Here is a 20,263-nt window from a genome sequence, read left to right on the forward strand (position 1 = left end):
TTTGAAAACCACCCTTAAGCAACCCCAAATACCCATTCAAATGGAGGAAATTATTCCTACAAAAAATAAATATCTTAACAATCTTATAGAGTAAAAACATTGATTAACTTCAGCATAGGCTTTAGCTAATGTAATCTGGCATTAAAAACGTTAAGAAAAACACAATTTTCATTCCGTAGATTTTAATTATTTTGCTTAAATCTGATATTTAATAAAATTTTTTTCACATAACCACTAATGCTATTTCCTGAAAATGAAAGCCAACGTCTACAAATACTTAATGAATATCAAATTTTAGATACGCCACCAGAAGAAGTTTTTGATGAACTAGCTCAACTAGCTGCTAACTTTTGTGAAACACCAATCGCCCTGATTAGTCTAGTTGATGAAAAACGAGAATGGTTCAAGTCAAAAATTGGAGTAACTATATCAGAAGTTCCTCGCAGCGTTTCTTTTGGTAGCTATACTATCTTGCAAAGTCAAATATTAATCATCCCGGATGCTTTGCAAGATGAACGGTTTGCTACAAATCCCCTGGTAACATCAAATAATTATTTTCGCTTCTATGCGGGAATTCCCCTCATTACCTCAAGTGGCTTTGCATTAGGTAGTCTTTGTGTAATTGATTTTGCACCGCGAAACTTGAGTGTTAAAGAGCAAGTAGCCTTACAACAGTTAGCTCGACAAGTAATCAGGTATTTAGAATTACATCGGAAAAAACTTATTGATGATAGTCAAAGGAGTTTTAATCTTCTTTTTTCTAAAAATCCCAATCCAATGTGGATATATAACCAGAGTAATCTACAATTTTTAGATGTAAATGAAGCTGCTGTTGTCCACTACGGCTACTCACAAAAAGAGTTCTTGCAAATGCGAATAACTGACATTTGCCCTCCAGAAGATATGCCTATCTTCTTGGAATATTTAGAACAAAATTACTCTCACTTACACTTTACTGGACAATGGCGACATCGGCAAAAAGATGGACAGATTATTGATGTTGAAATTGTCACACATTTAATAGACTATGCTTGTCACCAAGCTCGTTTGGCTAATATCCGAGACATTACACAACATAAACAAATAGAAAAAACTCTTCAGGAAAGTGAAGCTAGATTTCAAGTTGTTTCTGAAGCTATTCCTGTTCCATTAATTATTTCTCGTGCATCTGATGGTTTGATTTTATACGCTAACCCAGAGTTGCTTCAAACATTTAGGTTCTCTACAGAGTATTTGGTCAATCACAAAAACTTATTAGATTTATATCATAATCTGGCAGATTTAGAAGTGCTATTAAAACTTCTTAATCAACATGGTTTTATTCATAATTATGAACTTCAATTAAAAAGAGCAGATGGAACTTATTTTTGGGCGATCGCTTCACTACAATATTTAAATTTTAACAATGAGTCAGCGATTTTAACAGTATTTAATGATATTAATGACCGAAAAAATGCTGAGACAAAACTCCAAGAGCAAAATGAGTTTTTACGGAGAATTTTTGAGAATATACCGTTAATGATTGCCCTCATTGCTCCCAATGGTAAACTTCAGTGGGTGAACCAAGAATGGGAAAATATTCTCGGTTGGAAACTTCAAGATTGCCAAACTCATGATGTCTTGGAAGCGTTATATCCTAATTCTGAATATCGACAGTATGTAATAAGTTTTGTTCAGTCTGCACAACGCAATTGGAGTGACTTTAGAACTCAGGTGCGCGATGGTCGTTTATTGGATACTTCTTGGACTAATATTAAACTTTCAAATGGTCAAATTATTGGTATTGGACAAGATATCACAGAACGTAAGCAAACTGAACTTGCTTTAAAAGCTCAAGCCGAGCGGGAGCAATTGATGCGAACCGTTGCTCAACGGATTCGTCAATCTTTGAATCTCCAAGATATTTTGAATGCAACAGTTAAAGAAGTGCGAGATTTACTTGGGGTTGATCGAGTAGTAGTTTATCAGTTTGACTCAGAGATGATCGGCACAATTGTGGCTGAATCGGTGGAACCTGGATGGACAGTTTCTTTGGGTGTAGAGATTCATGATACGTGTTTTCAAACAGGTGCAGGAGTGGAGTATTATCAGGGACGCAAACGAGCGATCGCTAATATTTACGAAGCTGGACTCACTGATTGTCATGTTCGCCTGTTAGAACAGTTTGAAGTCAAAGCAAATTTAGTTGTACCCATATTGCTAGAAGTAGGCTCTCAAAGCCCCGGCTCTCACCTTTGGGGTTTATTGGTTGCTCACCAATGCTCTGGTTTCCGCGATTGGGAAGAAAATCAATTAGATTTGCTCGATCAACTTACAGTCCAATTAGCGATCGCAATTCAACAATCCAGCATCTTTGAGCAAGCTCAAACTGAACTTGTTCAAAGACAAAAAGCTCAAGTGAAATTAAAAAATGCCTTGGCTGAAAAAGAAGTTCTCTTAAAGGAAGTTCATCATCGAGTTAAAAATAATTTGCAAATTGTCTCCAGCTTATTACAACTTCAGTCTCAAACACTCAAAGATCCGGAAGTAATCAAAGTTCTTCGAGAAAGTCAGAACCGAATTGAATCAATATCTCTAATTCATAAAAATTTGTATACTTCCGCTAATATTGGGCAAATTGATGTTGCTGACTACATCCATAATTTAGCAGCAAGCTTACTAATTTCCTATCAAATATGGCCTGGTAGAATCGGTTTAGAAACTGATATAGATTCAGTGAGTTTGAATGTTGACCAAGCTATTGCCTGTGGATTGGTTATTAATGAATTAATTTCCAATGCCCTCAAGCACGCTTTTCCCAACCAACAAGCAGGCACAATCAGCATTGCTCTACGCAATATCGGTAATAGCATCGAGATGACCATCCGAGACAATGGGATTGGTTTACCAGATAATTTAGATTGGAAAAATACTGATTCTTTGGGTCTGTCGTTAGTATATGACTTGGTTATAGAACAACTCGAAGGCGACATTACTCTAGAACGAAATCATGGAACAGGATTCAAAATTCAATTCACGCAGTTAACTTTGCATCAATAAATATCAAATGGGTCAAGCTAGGATTTTAGTCGTTGAAGATGAAGTGATTGTGGCTAGAACTATTGCTAGCCAACTCACTCAATTAGGATACATTGTTACGGGTACAGCTTCATCTGGAAAAGTTGCCATTGCCAAAGCATCGGAAACTCAGCCAGAACTAGTATTAATGGATATTATTCTTAAAGGTGAGATGGACGGTATTGCTACCGCTAGTCAGATCCGTGAGCAGTTAGACGTTCCTGTAATTTTTTTAACTGCTTATGGTGATGATCATACTTTAGAAAGAGCCAAACTTACCCAACCTTTCGGATACATTGTTAAACCATTTACTACAAAAGATTTAAGAATAGCGATCGAGATCGGTCTTTTAAAACACCAGTTAGAACGTGACCTGCGAGAGAATCGAGATCAGTTAGCAACCCTTTTAAATTCGATGAGTGATGCTGTCATCGCGACCAATGAGCAGGGAGCAGTGACATTCATGAATCCCGCAGCTGAGGCGCTGACTGGCTGGCAGCAAGAAGATGCTTTAGGAAATGAGGCGACGAAAATTTTTCATATTGTCGATGAAGTTACAGAGACTACATTAGAAAACCCTGTGACAAAAGTGCTACGGGAGCAACAAGTTGTTTATTTAGGGGAATTCACATCTCTGATTACAAAAAACGGAAAAAGAATTCCAATTGGCGATAGTGCTTCACCACTAAAACGAGGATCTGACCAGATAAATGGTGTAGTAGTTGTTTTCTGGGATCTTAGCGAACGACGCCAAACAAAATTGCTAGAGCAAGCATTAGAGAAGGAGCAAGAACTTAACCGTCTCAAATCACTATTTATCTCTACCGTATCTCATGAGTTTCGTAATCCGCTAACTGTTATTCAAACGGCAGTAGAACTCATCGAAATGCAAGGAGCAAATTTAACAGATGCAAAAAAAGGCGTTTATTTAAAGCGAATTCAAGGTGCTGTGCAATCTTTAGAAAAACTTATGGAAGAAGTGCTATTTATGGGTCGAGCGGAAGCAGAAAAACTCATATATAACCCTACTCCACTTAACTTACAGCAATTCTGTCGAGAGTTAGTCGAAGATTTTTCTATTGTTGAAAGTAGCGTGTGTGAAATTGTTTTTACCTGTCATAGTGAAAACACATCTGCTGTAATGGATCAAGGACTCTTACATTATATGTTAGTAAATCTACTTTCAAACGCGGTTAAATATTCTCCCAGAGGAGGCAACATTCAGTTTGATTTAATATGCGACCCGATTGAGAAAGTAGCAATTTTTTATATTCAAGATCAAGGTATGGGTATTCCCGAAGCAGACCAAACTCGACTTTTTGAATCATTCTACCGAGCCTCAAATGTCCAATCAATTCAGGGTACTGGATTGGGGTTAGTAATCGTTAAAAGGTGCGTTGATGCTCATAGGGGTAAAATCAGTGTCACAAGTCAAGTTGGAGTCGGTACTAAATTTACAGTAATTTTGCCCTTAAATTCCGAATTATCCTTGACTGAAGCTATTTAAAGAAGGAACGGAAAGTAATAGAAAAGAGGAATTAGACCACACCTAAAACAGTCCGTGCTTAGTTACATATTTATCTTACTCCCAGAGATAAAACTCTTAATTATTCCCTATTCCCTATTCCCTATTCCCTATTCCCTATTCCCTGTTCCCTTTGGTAGTGACGCCATTTTTCTTCTTGACGCGCTCTTTTCTCTTCGGTGAGGCTATCAAAACAATAGGGACAAGAGATACCTTGCTCATACTTTGGAGACACCTTATCTTCCTCAGAAATCGGACGCCCACAACAGAAGCACCGCTCACAACTCCCTTCTTCTAATCCATGACTAACAGTTATCCGCTCGTCAAAGACAAAACATTCGCCTTGCCATAAACTTTCTTGTGCTGGAACTTCCTCCAAATACTTGAGAATGCCGCCTTTGAGATGATAGACTTCTGCAAAACCTTGGGCAAGCATAAAGGATGAAGCTTTTTCACAGCGAATGCCGCCTGTACAAAACAGAGCAACCTTTTTGTGTTTAGTTGGGTCGAGATGGTGACGCACATAATCGGGGAATTCCCGGAATGAGCCAGTTTGGGGATTTTCTGCGCCTTGGAAAGTACCGATATTTACCTCATAATCATTGCGGGTATCAATCACGGTTACTTCTGGATCAGAAATTAGATCATTCCATTCCTGGGGACTGACATAAGTACCAACTTGCTCATTTGGGTCAATTTCCGGCAACCCTAAAGTGACAATTTCTGGCTTCAACCGCACCTTCATCCGCTCAAAGGGCGGAGTTTCGGTATATGACTCTTTAGATTCTAGGTCTGCTAAACGAGGGTCAGAACGCAAAAACCGGAGAACTGAGTCAATGGACTGACGCGAACCTGCAATTGTACCGTTAATACCCTCTTGTGCCAGCAAAATAGTCCCCTTGACACCTTGGGCTTGGCAGTAAGACAGCAGAGGATCTCGTTTCTCGGCAAAATCTAGCAGCTTGACAAATTTATACAGTGCTGCAACAACTTGGATATTTTCTGGCTTCATCCCTTTGATAATGGAACAATATAAGTTACAATAGCAACGGCAATCAAAGTTACCTACTATTTTAATTTTACGGGGGTTTAGCTCAGTTGGTAGAGCGCCTGCTTTGCAAGCAGGATGTCAGCGGTTCGAGTCCGCTAACCTCCATTGAAGATGTTTATTGAAATGTGTGATGCCTGGGTTCGGCTACACCTACGCATATACAAGCGCCTTCCAAGTAATAAAATATTCCAATATTTATTGTAGGATGGGCGTCTCACCTCTCCTGTGAACTCCGCGGGCTTTTCCGCCCATACCACAAGTAGTTAGTAGTAATTTATCGAACAGAATTCAGGGGTCAGTCGTCAGAATGGGCTAAACCTTAGCTATCCGCTAACAGCAATGTTTTCTGTATGACTGGCGGTGCTTCGCAGCGTTAGCGAGTCCGCGTTAGCGAGTCTTCTCCCAAGGGGAGACGCCAAGGGCGAACGAGCGTCGCGTCTTTATTCTGACTCCTGTTAGCGGATAGCTAAGGTTTAGCCCATTCTGACTTCTGAATTCTTCTTCAATTGTTGAAGTTTCCCTAGTTGACTTCTTGGGAAAAGTGGAAAGATAGGGCGATTAAGTACTGCTACAATAAGCGTCTTAGTTAGCATCATCCATAACCAGTTAATCAAATTTGGATTTATCTATACTTAGGGGGTTGTTTGAAAAAGCGTCCATTGGGATTAGTAGCAATTGTTCTCTACAAATCATTTGCCGCTTTGCTGCTTATGATTACTTCAATCGCTTTATTATTGACATTAAAAAATTATCAAACTCTAGAGGCTTTTTCAGAAAATTATGTTTTAGAAGGTAAGTCGATGATTATTGATTGGCTTTTAAAGAAAGTTATTAACTTAAATCCTCGAACCTTGGCATTTAGCGGTATTGGAACAGGAATATATGCTATTGTTACCACTATTGAAGCCATTGGTTTATGGTACGAAAAACGTTGGGCCCATGTCTTGGTATTGGGACTTGTCGGTATCAGTATTCCACCAGAAATTTATGAATTAATTCAGGGTATCTCTCCTATAAAAATGTTTATTTTTGTGTTGAACTTAGCTGTGTTTGGCTATTTATTCCGAAATTTTCCTAAAAATCAAACCACTGCGCGGAGTCATTAGTTATTAGTCATTAGTCCAAGAGAAACACGCCCACTCTTTTAAGAAGCTCCAGGTTTACGCAAAACTAAGACCCCACGTTGTACAATCGCTAAAAATACAATCTGGAGAGCGACTTGCCTAGATCGATTCACTCTACTCAACCACCACTGAAATTTATTCCCCAACGATTGAACCCGCTGGTACTCCAGATTGTTCGGTGGTTATTGCCGATCGCACTACGGTTTCGCACTCGCCCTTGGCTACCAGCTGGAATTGTCAAGATTGAAGCCACGAATGTTGAGGTATTAGCTGAACTTTATCAACAATTCCAGGCTGGAAAAATTCGTTTTTTGTTGGCATTTCGTCACCCAGAGGTGGAAGATCCCCTCTGTATGCTGTATTTGCTTTCTCGCATTGTGCCACAAGTCGCTCGTCAGGAAGGTATTACACTACAATCACTGGTTCACAGCTATTTTCTCTATGATCGGGGTATGACGGTTTGGGCTGGAAAGTGGCTAGGTTGGTTGTTCTCTCGGCTGGGAGGTGTGCCGGTTCATCGCGGTAGGCGACTAGATAGGCAAGCTATCCAAACTGCACGAGAGTTGTTTGCTAATGGCGAACTACCGATCGCAGTGGCACCGGAAGGCGGTACTAATGGTCATAGTGGTATTGTTAGTCCACTGGAACCAGGTGTTGCTCAAATGGGGTTCTGGTGTGTAGAAGACTTGCAAAAAGCTAATCGGACTGAGACTGTGATCATTTTGCCGATCGCTATTCAATATCGTTACGCCGAGCCACCCTGGTCTAAACTGGATTGGTTGTTGAGTAAGTTGGAAGCTGATAGTGGCTTACCAGTAAAGGAAATTGATTCGGGCAATCGTGAAGAGATTTACTATCAACGCCTCTGTAGGTTAGCTGAATATCTGATTACCGAGATGGAAGAGTTTTATCGTCGTTTTTATCATCAAGACATCCCAAAAACCATCTCAATTGATGAATCTGCTACTCCTAATCAGGTATTAATTGCCCGACTGCATCGCTTGCTAGATAAGGCATTACAAGTTACCGAGGAATATTTTGGAGTTCAGGCGCAGGGTAATTTTATTGACCGCTGTCGCCGCTTGGAAGAAGCTGGCTGGAATTACATTTATCGGGAAGATTTGCCAGATATCAAGGCTTTAGCACCCTTTAAACGCGGTTTAGCAGACTGGATTGCAGAGGAAGCAGACTTGCGAATGCGACACATGCGAATAGTGGAAAGTTTTGTTGCAGTCACAGCTACCTATATTCAGGAACAACCGACGACGGAACGGTTTGCGGAAACAGCTTTGCTTATATTCGATATGCTTTCCAGAATTCAAGATACAACACTTCCGGGGCGACCTCGATTGGGTTTGCGACAGGCACAAATCACCGTGGGAGAGCCAATTTTAGTTACGGAACGCTTTCGCAATTGTCAGGGCGATCGCCTCGCGTCTAGACAAGCTGTGAGCGATTTGACAAAAGATTTACAGGTTGCTTTAGAGAAGATGATTAGTTGAAGGAGGCAGGAGGCAGGAGGCAGGACAATACGGTTCGGTTAAGGCTTTTTGATGAAAATTTTAGATCACAAAGATTCGATAATTTATCACAAAGACGCGATGAATCGCCGTCTCTACAAAAGACCAATTATTGTAGAGACGGCGATTTATCGCGTCTTTTGCCTTAACCGAACCGTATTGGGAGGCAGGAGGCAGAAGATTTTACCTCAGTTGGTTGGGGATTCAAACCTCTCCTGAAAAAGAGCCACCAAATTGAAAATTTGGAGTTCTTGTCCTAAACCCTTGCTCCCTTTTGCCTTCCTTGATAAGGTTTTTTCCTACCCCATTACCTTCACCGATACAGCCAAACCCGAAGTAATGAAAGCAGTTGTTCAGTATCTACAGGTTTGGTAATGTAGTCAGAGGCTCCAGCTTGGATGCACTTTTCCTTGTCACCTGGCATAGCTTTGGCAGTTAAAGCAATTATTGGTAAGGAACGAAACTGTTGTTGCTGGCGGATGGCGCGGGTGGTTTCGTAACCATCCATTTCCGGCATCATGATATCCATTAAAACTATATTAATCTCAGGATTAGTTTGCAGCTTCTCTATGCCATCTCTGCCATTTTCGGCAAATAGCACTTGCATTTGATAACTTTCTAAAAAGCTGGTGAGGGCAAAAATATTTCGGAGGTCATCATCTACAATCAAAATTTTCCGATTAGCCAGCACCGGGTCAGTTTGATGTAATTGCTCTAGCATTTGCCGCTTTGGTGGCGGCAAATTTGCTTGTACGCGATGTAAGAATAGGGCAGTTTCGTCTAACAACCGCTCTGGCGATCGCACATTTTTAATGATAATTGTCTCTGCTAGCCCCCGCAGTTGGGTTTCTTCTTGGCGGCTGAGTTCTTTGCCGGTGTAAACGATAATCGGCAGTTTCAAAAGCTTGGGTTCAAGTTTTATCTGCTCAATTAGTGTAAACCCGCTCATATCGGGCAGACCTAGATCCAACACCATACAATCAAAATAGTGCGATCGCAAAATCGAAAGGGCTTCTGCTCCCGTACCCACTGCTGTACTTTGAACATCGCCATTACCAATCAGTTCGATAATACTTTGAGCTTGCACTGGGTCATCTTCTACGATCAGGAGATTTTTCACCTGACGCTCAATAAAGCCTTTAATCTCAGTCAATACCTGAGTTAGCGCTTCTGGAGAAACAGGTTTTTGTAGATAGGTAATCGCCCCTAGATGTAATCCCCGTTGCTGTCTTTCATCAACAGAAAGTATGTGTACTGGTATATGTCTGGTATCTGGTTTATGCTTCAGACGATCCAACACCGTCCAACCATCCATCTCTGGCATGTGGATATCTAGCATAATCGCATTGGGTTTAAACTGTTCTGCTAGTGCTAGACCTTGTTTGCTGTGTAAAGCAACAATGGTTTTAAAACCCTGCTCACGTGACATATCTAGTAAGATGCGGGCGAATTTATCATCATCCTCAATAATTAGCAAAACGCGATCGCCTGGTTGAATAATTTCCCGGTCATCTGGAATTTCGCTGGGGAAAGTGGTAAGTACTTTCGCGGATGCTGAAGTATCCACATTTGTGGATCTTTTTTCGACCATTGGTACTTCTTTTATGGTCGATGCTGCACTAATAGAGGTAGTTGGCTCAGGGGGTGGTGTAGTGAGAGGATTTTTAGCATTCTTTTCCTGTCGCCTGGGCAAATAGAGGGTGAAGGTGCTTCCCTGTTCTGGTTGGCTGATTAGTTCAATTCTTCCACCCAACAGTTGAGCCAATTCGCGGCTGATAGACAAGCCCAAGCCAGTTCCCCCGTACTTGCGGCTGGTGGTACCATCTGCTTGCTGAAATGCCTCGAAAATAATCTTCTGCTTTTCGGCTGGGATGCCTATACCCGTGTCGCTAACGGCAAAAGCAATCATAGAATTATCAACTTGGGCGGCCTCATCTGCCATGCTAATTTGTAACTTCACGCCTCCCTGTTCTGTAAACTTAAAGGCGTTAGCTAGAAGATTTTTCAGCACTTGTTGCAGGCGTTTGGAGTCGTTATAAATTGTTGGTGGTAAATTCTCATCTAATTCAATAGTAAAACTGAGTTCTTTATTGTGAGCAAGTTGCCGGAAAGTCTGCTCTAGAGATGTCTGCAAATCTACTAAAGCAATTTGCTCAATATCGAGCAACATAGTACCCGACTCAATTTTTGCCAAATCTAGAATGTCATTAATTAACTCCAGCAAATCGTTTCCAGCCGAGTAAATAGTCCGGCTGTACTCTACCTGTTTCTCGGTCAAGTTGTTAAGAGAGTTATCTGCTAGCAGCCTTGCTAAAATTAACAGGCTATTTAACGGTGTCCGCAGTTCGTGGGACATATTCGCGAGAAATTCTGATTTATATTTGGAAGACAACGCCAATTGTTCCGCTTTTTCTTCCAAAGACTGTCTCGCCCGCTCAACTTCTTGATTCTTGCGGGCAACTTCCCGATTTTGCACTTCTAACAATTCTGCTTTTTCTTCTAATTCCTCATTTAGTTGTTGCAATTCTTCGTTAGACTGCTTGACAAGAAATTGTGATTCTTGTAACTCGTGTGCCTGTTCTTCCAAGCGTTGATTGCTCTGCTGTAGTTCTTCTTGCTGGCTTTGCAGTTCTTCTGTTAAAGCAACAGATTCTTCAAGTAGTTGTTGGGTTTGCACTTGGGAAGCAATATTATTTAAAAATACACCAAGAATTTCACTCAATTGCTCTAGAAATTTTAGGTGCAACTCATTAAAAGGCCCAAAAGAGGCAAGTTCAATTACGGCATTTACTTGCATTTCAAATAGTATGGGCAACACAATAATATTTAGCGGTGGTGCTTCTCCCAAGCCAGAACTGATGCGGATATAGTCACTAGGAACTTCTGTGAGGAGGATTCTTTGTTTTTCGAGAGCAGATTGTCCCACCAATCCTTCGCCCAAGCGAAACTGATTTGCCAAGTTTTTGCGGGCTTTATAAGCATAACTACTCAATAACTTCAGCATTGGCTGGTCGTTTACGGAGTCCATAACATAAAAAACGCCCTGGGATGCTCCAACCAGTGGTGCTAAATGCGACAAGATTAGGCTAGATACACTTTCCAGATTTCGCTTTCCTTGGAGCATTTGGGTAAATTCAGCCAAATTAGACTTTAGCCAGTTTTGTTCATCATTTTTTTTAGTTGTGTTTTGCAGATTAATAATCATCTGGTTGAAGGTGCGCGTCAACACACCAATTTCATCCTGGCGATCGCTATCTGGTAAACTTACCGATAAATCCCCATCCGCCATTTTTTCTGCCAAATCAGAAACTCGTTTCAGCGGTACTGAGATATGTCTGGTCAGCGAAAATCCAATTAAAGCTAAGATTACGGAAAATAAGGGAATACTATAGACAATACTGCCGAGCGTTTGCTGGGCAGCTGCTTGTGCCTTCTCAGAGCGCTGTTTCAGCAGTGCGCTCTCCTCAGTTTTCATCGCCTGAATAACTTTTTGGATTTGATCCATTAGCCGCTTACCCTCGTCTGTCAAAACAGCTTTTTGGGTAGCTTCTAAACCCTGGCTTTGCCGTATTTCAATGACATCTTTCATTACAGCCATTCTCTGCGTTAGCAATGGCTGCAAAATATCAAGCCGATTTTGTTGGTTGGGGTTATCTGCTGTTAAATTTTGAAGTTCCTTAATTTTTTGATTTAGTGATTCAAGAGCAGCGTTATAAGGTTCTAAATAGCGCTTTTCTCCAGTAATAATGTAACCGCGTTGCCCAGTCTCAGCAGTTGTTAGTTGTAAGTTGAGGTCTTCAAGCTGACTCAACACCTCGTAGGTATGGTTTTCTTTGCGTGAAGTTTCAATTAACTCATTGGTGCTATGGTAGGAGATTAGACCAATAGTGGTCAGAGTGGCCAAACTCAGGGCAAAACTTATTCCAATTTTGGTTCCAATCTTCAAACGGTTCAACATTATTCCAGGCAGGTATTCAAATCTTATAGAAATGGAAATAGGTTCAGAACCAGAAATGGGTAGGATTGGTTATGAAGCTACTATTTTACTATTTGAAACAGATATTATTTTACTCGAAGACTACCATCTTGTCGCTTAGGTTTTATGTTGACATGACATTTTTATCAAAAAATCAACACCTATTTAATATTTTATTGTGATCGAAACAGAATTTAGGAGTCAGGAGTCAGGAGTCAGAATTCAGAATTCAGAATGAATTTTGTACGAGTGGCGGATAGCGCAGCTTTAGCGAGTCCGCGTTCGCGCTAGCGTCTCGTAGAGAACGTCTTAATTCTGACCGGAGCTAACAGAAACGTCTCCGGCTCCGCTCCTGAATTCTGATTTATAAATTCTTATTCAAGGTTAAACAAATTTTGTACTTAATAAAAAGGCTGGATAGTAAAAATTAAGTTTATCGAAAAAACGCAATTTCTAGAAACACTAAATATAGTGGCTTTTGCTGTTATAAATAATCAGACAGAATTAATTACGCAAGTTTTTTCTTGTAACCTGTTCCCTGTCTCCACCAATGAATTTAATTGTGTCTGACTACTTGTATTACATCAATGCAATTGTAATCTTGATATTAACTTGACGTTTAGCTATAAGTTCGTAATAACCTGGCGATCACTCCTAGACACATCAAGTTCAGATTGGCTATAGATACTCAAATGTTGGATATTGTTACTCTCTAAAATAGCTCTCGCACCTGCTATGTAAATATCAGTGCCTTTGATGACTACTAAGTAGTGGCCAAGAGTCACCTGATGTTCATAATATCCGGCTAGATCATCAGGAATTCCTAAATTAGTATAGTTATCTTGGGAACTGCTAATGTTTTCCTCAATAATATCACTTAGACAGCTTGTATTTTGAGCAACTATTGATACTTGACTCATGGGAAAGCCAGCGGTTCTTAGTTCAGTCAGCGCTCTTTCTGCATGTTGGCGCGTATTAAAAACACCAACTGCGTATTTATAGCGACTATTTGGGGTCGAGTATGGCTCAGAAACGCTCCACTGTTGAGTATCACAGCGATTAAAAATTCTCTTAGCAATACGAATTTCTATATCTATGCCGGTTACTATCACCAAATAGTAACCTTTACAGACAAGATCGCTGTAACCCTGTGCTTGATTTTCAGAAATCCCTAAACTTAGCAATATACTAGGCAGACCACCTGTTAAAGTAGTAGCGATCGCAGTTGCATCTGCTCCGGCTAGCATGACTGAGCCTATACCAGGAATTGCCCTGAGAGCTAGACCGGATACTAAACTATCAAGACCGCCTAAAGTACTACTAGTAAAGGCTCCAGCAGCATTTTCTTCAGATGTATTGCCAGTGTGCTTTTTAACATCAACACCAGCAATATCACTTTCTTCTTCTGCATTCCGTGCAATTACAGAAACTTTTTGCATTGGAAAATTAGAAGCTTTTAGTTCCTGAAGTACCAATTGTGCATCCGAACATCTAGCGAAAACTCCTATAGTTCTTCGCTCTTTTTCTAATGTCATTTTATCGGTTTATTGCAGCTAGAAGTGATTCCCAAAACTGTTAATTTGAGCTAATTATACAGCTCGACGACTCAGCAAACCCCAAAGGAAAATCAGTAGCATAGCACCAAGAACAGCAAATAAGATGCTTCCTAGAGATAATGCTCCCACAGATGCAGCGGCGGCTGAACTACTACCTAGCAAAGCTTGACCCAAATAACCCCCAACTACGGCTCCAAGAATTCCTAATATAATTGTGGAGAGAATACCACCACCTTGAGTTCCTGGATAAAATAACTTAGCTAATGCACCTGCAATTAAACCTAAAACCAGCCAAGCAATAATGTTAGTCATGTGAATTTCTCCTTCGTGAGAACCTACTTTGTTTACTTTTGACTATTTCATCTTAAAGTTTGCCTGCAAAATTCCTGATCTATCTAGAGAACTAATATCAAAAATCTTTAGATATCATTTGAATATTCATTATGCCGTATTCAGGGATCAATATTAGGAACGATTAGGAACTCGATTGGATTCCTCATATTACTTGTATAAGAAATAACGCCAACTAAATATGTACTAAGTTTTTTAGCAATCCGATTTGATTTCTGAAAAAATCTAAGTATATGTAGGGGAGCCAGCCGCGTAGGTGGGTTTCCCAACTTGAGCAGACTGGTGTTGCGTTACGGAAGCCATAGAGAATTCGGAAGCTACTAGCAATCCAATTGCTGCATTGGCTATACAAATGTCTATCGCTTGCTTACCGCAGAGGTTATCCCCATTTTCTTGTTATCAATTTTGTATTTTGTATTCTTCTTAAAAGCTGTCTAATTTATGGTAATTTAGCGATAAAGTTCATAGGATCTTTGAGAGTATTAGGATATTTCTGGAGAAAGCTATTAACTTTTTGCTTTTGATTATCATCTACAAATAAATTATAACTTTCGACAAAATTAAAGCTTCCTACTAAATACTTAGCCCCCAAATTAACTCTAGATAAAATAGTGTTTTCAGTTACATCATTGTGGCTAACCAGCCATCCTTTCCGATGTGATAAATAGAGTAATGTTGGATCACTCCCTGTAGTAGCAATTATTAGCGAATCAGGTGCAGTATTTTGTTTTACTTGCTGTGCCAGTTGAAAAACAGCAGATTTATCTATTCTTTCTTTGAACATATAATCAATACTGTAAATCACAGAACCAGCAGCTAAAGTTAGACATAATAAGACTACTATAATTTTTCTCTGATTCAATTTTTGAGCATTGTTATCGAAGTATTGACTACAAGCTTTACCCATAAATATCACTCCTGGAAGCATAAATTGGAGTTGGTAATATTCATGTACTAAGCTAGTAACTGGTACTAAAATCCAAGTTAAAATTACTGAAACTAACCAAATATCTAATACATATTCTTTTGAACTTTTTCTAGTAATGAACAATCCTAGTAAAAATATGGGTAAGCCAAAAATAGCAAAATGCCTGACAGCAGTTCTAAATAATATTTCTGTCCAGAAATGTAAGGTGAGTACAATATTATAGTTATATCTATTTGTTGAGCCTGACCAAAAGCCAAAAGTATTACCATATTCCAAGAATAGTTGATGAGCGTGGTAATACCATAAAACTACAGATGCTAGGATCAATATGCTATAAATCCACAGAGATAGTTGAGAAAAAACTTTGATACCAAATTTAGTCCACGCTAAGTAAAAAAGTGGAATTCCTAAATATATTATTGGTAAAACTTTGATTAGACAGGCCAAGGCTACAAAGCTACCTGATAGCATTAAATCTCGCCATTTTTCTGATTCAAGCCAATTATTAAAATAGTATATGCCGATAATTGAACACATCAGCAGCATAGACTCTGGCTGAAAAGTTCTACTGTAATAAGTATTTAAAGGTAGAATTATAAAAAATAAGCAAGACCAAAATGCAACTTTCTTATCTAGAATTTTGCTAGCAAATTGATATAGGAAGTAGGACGCTACCAAAAAACAAATAATTGATAATAGTCTACCCCAAAATTCTGAAACTCCAAAAACTTTGTAAATAAGAGCAACGATAAACGAATAAATTGGAAACTCGGTTTCACAATAGCCAGGAGAATTACCTCCCCAATCAATTTGAGGATAAAATAAATTAAAACCATTTTCATAAAAATTTCTGGACATTGCTGCTGTATCTGACTGACGCCAGGAATGAATACCGATAATGGGCGAATTGATATTATAAATTCTGATAGCTATAGCTAGAGTTAACAAAAAAAAGATTGGCGATTTTTGGAAGCTGTTTGTAATCAGATTATTTTGCATATAACCAGTTGTATTTTGGAAAAAACTACGCCTAACCCCCAGTCCCTTCCCTTCTAGCTTTGGGGAGTAAGATTCAAAGCCTCTCTTTTTTTAGGATAGAGGAATGGAAGTGAGGTCAAGATGTATTGCATACAAACGAGAACCGCTATTTTTATTTTATTAAAATAAGTAATCAGAAAAATATTTAATTATTTACATACCTGAAATTTAGTTTTTGATTTTGAAGTTTTAAAAAGCGGTATTAGATATTTAAGATTCAGGAGTCAGGACTAAAGAAAGAGCTAGTTGATAGAGTTGGCGACGAGGAAGGGAGGTAAATTTTGCTAATTGACGACTAGCTTGCGATCGCGATATTCCCTGACTAATTAACTGTCTCAATTCGGCTTTCAGTTCCTCTTCTGTCAATTGGGGCTGACTAGCTGGAATTCCTGCCACGACTAATGTATATTCACCTTGGGGTTCTCGTTGGCTGTAGTGAGCGATCGCATCGGCAATTGTCCCTCGCCAAAATTCCTCATACAATTTAGTCAACTCCCGCCCTAGCACAATTTGGCGATCGCTTCCCCAAACAATAGCTAAGTCTCGCAAAGTATCTCGCAATCGATGGGGCGATTCATAGAAAATCAATGTCCGAGATTCTGTTTGCAGAGATTCTAAATGTTCTTGTCGCTGTTGACTTTTAGCTGGGAGAAAGCCTTCAAAGACAAACCGATCCGTTGGTAATCCAGCTGCACTCAAAGCGGTAATTGCTGCACTAGCGCCAGGAATGGGAACTACTGGAATTCCCGCCTCAATACAGGCTTTCACCAATTCATATCCCGGATCGGAAATACCTGGCATCCCAGCATCACTCACCAGAGCGATCGCTTTATTGTTAACTAAATGCTCTAATAATTCTGGGATGCGGCTGGTACGATTATGTTCGTGGTAACTTACCTGGGGAGTTTTAACTTGAAAATGCTGTAGCAGTTTTCCCGTGTGACGGGTGTCTTCCGCAGCAATGATATCCACAGTCTGCAAAATTCGCACCGCCCGAAAGGTTATATCTTCCAGGTTGCCAATTGGTGTACCGACAACATAAAGTGTTCCTGGTTTTGGATCAGTTTGCATGAGGGAAAATTAGGATTTTGTAGAGACGCGATTCATCGGATAGGAGTTTGTAGAGACGCGATTCATCGCGTCTTTGCAGGAGAGACGCGATGAATCGCGTCTGTACAAGAGTTGAAAATAATTACGAAATATAGATGAGAAATGGATAATCTAAAATCCAAAATTCAAAATCAAAAATCGGATCGTGGTTTATTTGTAGGTTTAATAACCTTAGATTTAATCTACCTTGCTGACTCCCCTCCTCAGAATAATCAGAAAATTGTCGCTATTGACTATACTGTAGCGGCAGGTGGCCCAGCAACAAACGCGGCTGTAACCTTCAATTATTTAGGTAATAATCAGGCCACAGTCTTGGGGATAGTGGGTTCTCATCCAATGACGCAGCTAATTCGAGGTGACTTGGCAAATTACAAAGTTGCGATCGCAGACCTTGAGCCTACCACTGATTTAGCACCGCCTGTTTCCTCAATCATTGTCACCCAAACCACAGGTGAACGAGCGGTGGTTTCCATCAATGCTGTCAAAACTCAAGCCAGCACCGCATCTATCCCGCCAGATATTTTGCAAAATGTCGATATCGTCCTCATTGATGGACATCAGATGGCGATTAGTTATTCCATAGCCCAAATGGCTAAAGCTAAGAATATCCCAGTAGTAATTGATGGTGGTAGTTGGAAGCCTGGATTTGAGCAAATTCTGCCATTCGTAGATTACGCTATCTGTTCAGCAAATTTTTATCCCCCGAACTGCCAGACTGGAGAAGACGTTTTTAGCTATCTTAGTGGATTTGACATTCCTCACATTGCCATTACCCACGGACAAAAACCAATTGAATACTTGAGTTGCACTAAAACTGGTATCGTAGATGTGCCGCAGATTCAAGCAGTTGATACATTAGGGGCTGGAGATATTTTTCACGGTGCTTTCTGTCATTACATTTTAAGGGAAAGTTTTATTGATGCGCTGGCACTGGCAGCTAATATTGCTGCTGATTCATGTAAATTTTTTGGCACACGGCGCTGGATGAACTTAAGATAATTCGTAATTCGTAATTCGTAATTCGTAATTCGTAATTAGTTAAACTAAGTATCGCTGTGCGCCCTTAATCACGTTATACATATTTTTAGATAGGCCAAATTTAATGAAAGACTTACAAGAAATATTAGCGATCGCTCGTGAGGTTGGTTGGGGCGCAGCAGATATACTGCGATCGTATTACCACGGCACTGCAAAAGACCCTAATTTAGAAGTTCAATATAAACAGAATGAGCCTGTTACCGTTGCCGATGTAGCTGTGAGTCAATACATTTTGCAGAAGCTACAAGCAACTTTGGGTAATGAAGATTTTGCTTACATCAGTGAAGAAACCTATCAATCGCCAACTACGGGCGCACAGCCTTCCGCCCCTTGGGTATGGATAATTGATCCTTTGGATGGCACACGAGACTTTATCGAAAAAACTGGAGACTATGCGGTTCACATTGCTTTAGTCAAGGAAATGCGCCCAGTGTTGGCAGTAGTGGCAGTACCAGAGGCGGAAAAATTGTATTACGCTACCAAAGGCGGGGGGACATTTGTAGAAACCCGTGGTAAATCTGTTCCTTTGCAAGTGTCATCAGGTAAAAGAGTTGAGGACTTAACTTTAGTCGTGAGTCGCTCTCACCGTAACCAACGCTTAGATCACTTACTACAACACCTACCCTGTCAAAATCATAAATCTGTGGGTAGTGTAGGCTGCAAAATCGCCACCATTGTCGAGCAACAGGCAGATATCTACATTTCTCTTTCCGGCAAGTCTGCGCCCAAAGATTGGGATATGGCAGCCCCAGAACTTATATTAACCGAAGCAGGTGGTAAATTTACCCACTTTGACGGCACTCCGTTGCAGTATAACACTGGTGATATCAATCAATGGGGAGGTTTGTTCGCTAGTAACGGTGAATATCACGAATTACTGTGTAAGAAAGCAGAAGGAATCTTAGCGCAGTTTGACCATAGCTAATAGGGTACTTGAGGATGAATATTTTGGAATTTGCTTTTAAAAAAGTTAGTTATGGTATGATTGCCCCCATTGCCGATAATAATCTTTACCTTTTAGTCCACAGCTTAATTTTCAAAACACTAAATATCTGGGCGATCGCTAGTTAATTCCGATTTCCTGTTAAAAGTGTAACTTTTATAGTACAAGCAACAAAAGCCAGTCAATGGAGAAGTCTGCAAACCTCCCCTAAAGGTTTGATTTGTGAATAAAATTCACTATAAGACGATATTCAAAGGCTAAAGGCTGTGTTACACTCATGGACATAAAGATTATTTTCGGTTGAGTAACTAGTTTTGATTTCTAAAAACCGTCTCTCCGAATTTAACTCTCTACACTCCCTGAATTCGGAGATTTCTATGTCAATTTACGTCGGGAACCTGTCCTATCAGGTTACAGAAGAGGACCTAAAGCAGGCTTTTGCAGAATACGGAACAGTAAATCGTGTTCAACTACCCACAGATCGGGAAACAGGCCGGCCGCGTGGGTTCGCTTTTGTGGAAATGGAATCAGACACACAAGAACAAGCTGCCATTGATGCACTTGATGGTGCGGAATGGATGGGGCGTGACTTGAAAGTGAACAAAGCTAAACCTCGTGAGGAAAGAAGCAGTTCTCCTCGTGGTAGCTGGGGTGGCGGTAATGCCCGCCGCAACAATGATCGCTACTAAGTCGATTCGTTAAAGTTTCACATTTAGAGTCTCCAGCAGATAAAGCCAAAGGCTCCACTCTGCTGGAATATTTTATTTGGTATCTAGTCTTGAACTATTCATCCACTATTCATCCATATTAAGGAGGAATGAGAATGACACAAGTAGTTTTAGGGGAGAATGAAGGTATTGAATCAGCCTTGAGAAGATTTAAGCGGGAAGTTTCTAAAGCAGGAATTTTCCAAGATATGAGAAAAAAGCGTCACTTCGAGACGCCGATAGAAAAAGAGAAGCGTAAAGCAATTGCTAGGCACAAGCAACGTCGTCAACAACGTTCTCGCTTCAATTAAAAAGTCCCAGCAAATTTGCCCTTCGATT

General features: G+C 40.1%; 16 protein-coding genes and 1 tRNA gene. 11 read left to right on the top strand and 6 right to left on the bottom strand.

Features of this window, described 5'->3' with window-relative positions; translation table 11 throughout:
- Positions 1–237: 237 nt before the first annotated feature.
- Entirely contained in the window at positions 238–3,039 is a 2,802-nt protein-coding gene (locus A4S05_RS27700) for a PAS domain S-box protein (protein ID WP_069072998.1), read from the top strand.
- Between the two features lie 7 nt (positions 3,040–3,046).
- Positions 3,047–4,564 carry a hybrid sensor histidine kinase/response regulator gene (locus tag A4S05_RS27705; protein WP_069072999.1) on the top strand — a complete coding sequence of 506 codons (1,518 nt, stop codon included), beginning with the start codon at positions 3,047–3,049 and terminating at the stop codon, positions 4,562–4,564.
- A gap of 121 nt (positions 4,565–4,685) precedes the next feature.
- On the opposite strand, the gene A4S05_RS27710 is transcribed toward A4S05_RS27705, so the two are convergent.
- Positions 4,686–5,594 (bottom strand): oxygen-dependent tRNA uridine(34) hydroxylase TrhO, encoded by a 909-nt coding sequence (locus tag A4S05_RS27710; RefSeq protein WP_069073000.1) that lies wholly within the window; start codon positions 5,592–5,594, stop codon positions 4,686–4,688.
- 71 nt (positions 5,595–5,665) lie between these two features.
- On the opposite strand from A4S05_RS27710, the gene A4S05_RS27715 reads away from it, so the two are divergent.
- From A4S05_RS27715 to A4S05_RS40685, 4 genes are all read left to right on the top strand, one after another.
- Positions 5,666–5,738, top strand: a tRNA-Ala gene (locus A4S05_RS27715).
- Between the two features lie 539 nt (positions 5,739–6,277).
- Positions 6,278–6,739 carry a DUF2127 domain-containing protein gene (locus tag A4S05_RS27720; RefSeq protein WP_069073001.1) on the top strand — a complete coding sequence of 154 codons (462 nt, stop codon included), beginning with the start codon at positions 6,278–6,280 and terminating at the stop codon, positions 6,737–6,739.
- Between the two features lie 113 nt (positions 6,740–6,852).
- Positions 6,853–8,259 carry a lysophospholipid acyltransferase family protein gene (locus A4S05_RS27725; RefSeq protein WP_069073002.1) on the top strand — a complete coding sequence of 469 codons (1,407 nt, stop codon included), beginning with the start codon at positions 6,853–6,855 and terminating at the stop codon, positions 8,257–8,259.
- 51 nt (positions 8,260–8,310) lie between these two features.
- The gene (locus A4S05_RS40685) at positions 8,311–8,496 is read left to right on the top strand and encodes a hypothetical protein (RefSeq protein ID WP_141699821.1); all 186 of its coding nucleotides are present in this window, start codon (positions 8,311–8,313) and stop codon (positions 8,494–8,496) included.
- A 94-nt stretch (positions 8,497–8,590) separates the two neighbouring features.
- Here the strand turns inward: A4S05_RS40685 and A4S05_RS27730 are convergent, their stop codons facing one another.
- The 5 genes from A4S05_RS27730 to rsmI form a co-directional block, all read right to left on the bottom strand.
- Positions 8,591–12,235, bottom strand: coding sequence for a response regulator (locus tag A4S05_RS27730; RefSeq protein ID WP_069073003.1), 3,645 nt, complete (start codon positions 12,233–12,235; stop codon positions 8,591–8,593).
- A 641-nt stretch (positions 12,236–12,876) separates the two neighbouring features.
- On the bottom strand, positions 12,877–13,788 hold the full coding sequence (locus A4S05_RS27735; protein WP_069073004.1) for a hypothetical protein: 912 nt from the start codon (positions 13,786–13,788) through the stop codon (positions 12,877–12,879).
- Between the two features lie 54 nt (positions 13,789–13,842).
- Positions 13,843–14,121, bottom strand: a complete 279-nt coding sequence (locus A4S05_RS27740; protein WP_069073005.1) for a GlsB/YeaQ/YmgE family stress response membrane protein — start codon at positions 14,119–14,121, stop codon at positions 13,843–13,845.
- Between the two features lie 478 nt (positions 14,122–14,599).
- A complete protein-coding gene (locus A4S05_RS27745) occupies positions 14,600–16,087 on the bottom strand; it encodes an ArnT family glycosyltransferase (RefSeq protein WP_069073006.1) in 1,488 nt (495 codons plus the stop codon).
- A 249-nt stretch (positions 16,088–16,336) separates the two neighbouring features.
- Positions 16,337–17,197: a 16S rRNA (cytidine(1402)-2'-O)-methyltransferase gene (gene rsmI, locus A4S05_RS27750; RefSeq protein WP_069073007.1), complete on the bottom strand. Its 861-nt coding sequence runs from the start codon at positions 17,195–17,197 to the stop codon at positions 16,337–16,339.
- Between the two features lie 141 nt (positions 17,198–17,338).
- Between rsmI and A4S05_RS27755 the strand changes: the two genes are divergently transcribed.
- From A4S05_RS27755 to rpsU, 5 genes are all read left to right on the top strand, one after another.
- Positions 17,339–18,235, top strand: a complete 897-nt coding sequence (locus A4S05_RS27755) for a sugar kinase (RefSeq protein ID WP_069073008.1) — start codon at positions 17,339–17,341, stop codon at positions 18,233–18,235.
- 103 nt (positions 18,236–18,338) lie between these two features.
- Positions 18,339–19,199, top strand: coding sequence for a 3'(2'),5'-bisphosphate nucleotidase CysQ family protein (locus A4S05_RS27760; protein WP_069073009.1), 861 nt, complete (start codon positions 18,339–18,341; stop codon positions 19,197–19,199).
- A 14-nt stretch (positions 19,200–19,213) separates the two neighbouring features.
- Positions 19,214–19,345 (top strand): hypothetical protein, encoded by a 132-nt coding sequence (locus tag A4S05_RS43695; protein WP_256091204.1) that lies wholly within the window; start codon positions 19,214–19,216, stop codon positions 19,343–19,345.
- A 249-nt stretch (positions 19,346–19,594) separates the two neighbouring features.
- Entirely contained in the window at positions 19,595–19,906 is a 312-nt protein-coding gene (locus A4S05_RS27765) for an RNA recognition motif domain-containing protein (RefSeq protein ID WP_069073010.1), read from the top strand.
- 134 nt (positions 19,907–20,040) lie between these two features.
- The gene (gene rpsU / locus A4S05_RS27770) at positions 20,041–20,235 is read left to right on the top strand and encodes a 30S ribosomal protein S21 (RefSeq protein WP_069073011.1); all 195 of its coding nucleotides are present in this window, start codon (positions 20,041–20,043) and stop codon (positions 20,233–20,235) included.
- The last annotated feature ends 28 nt before the right edge of the window (positions 20,236–20,263 follow it).

It is taken from the genome of Nostoc sp. KVJ20, assembly GCF_001712795.1.
In the GTDB taxonomy this organism is placed as follows: Bacteria; Cyanobacteriota; Cyanobacteriia; order Cyanobacteriales; family Nostocaceae; genus Nostoc.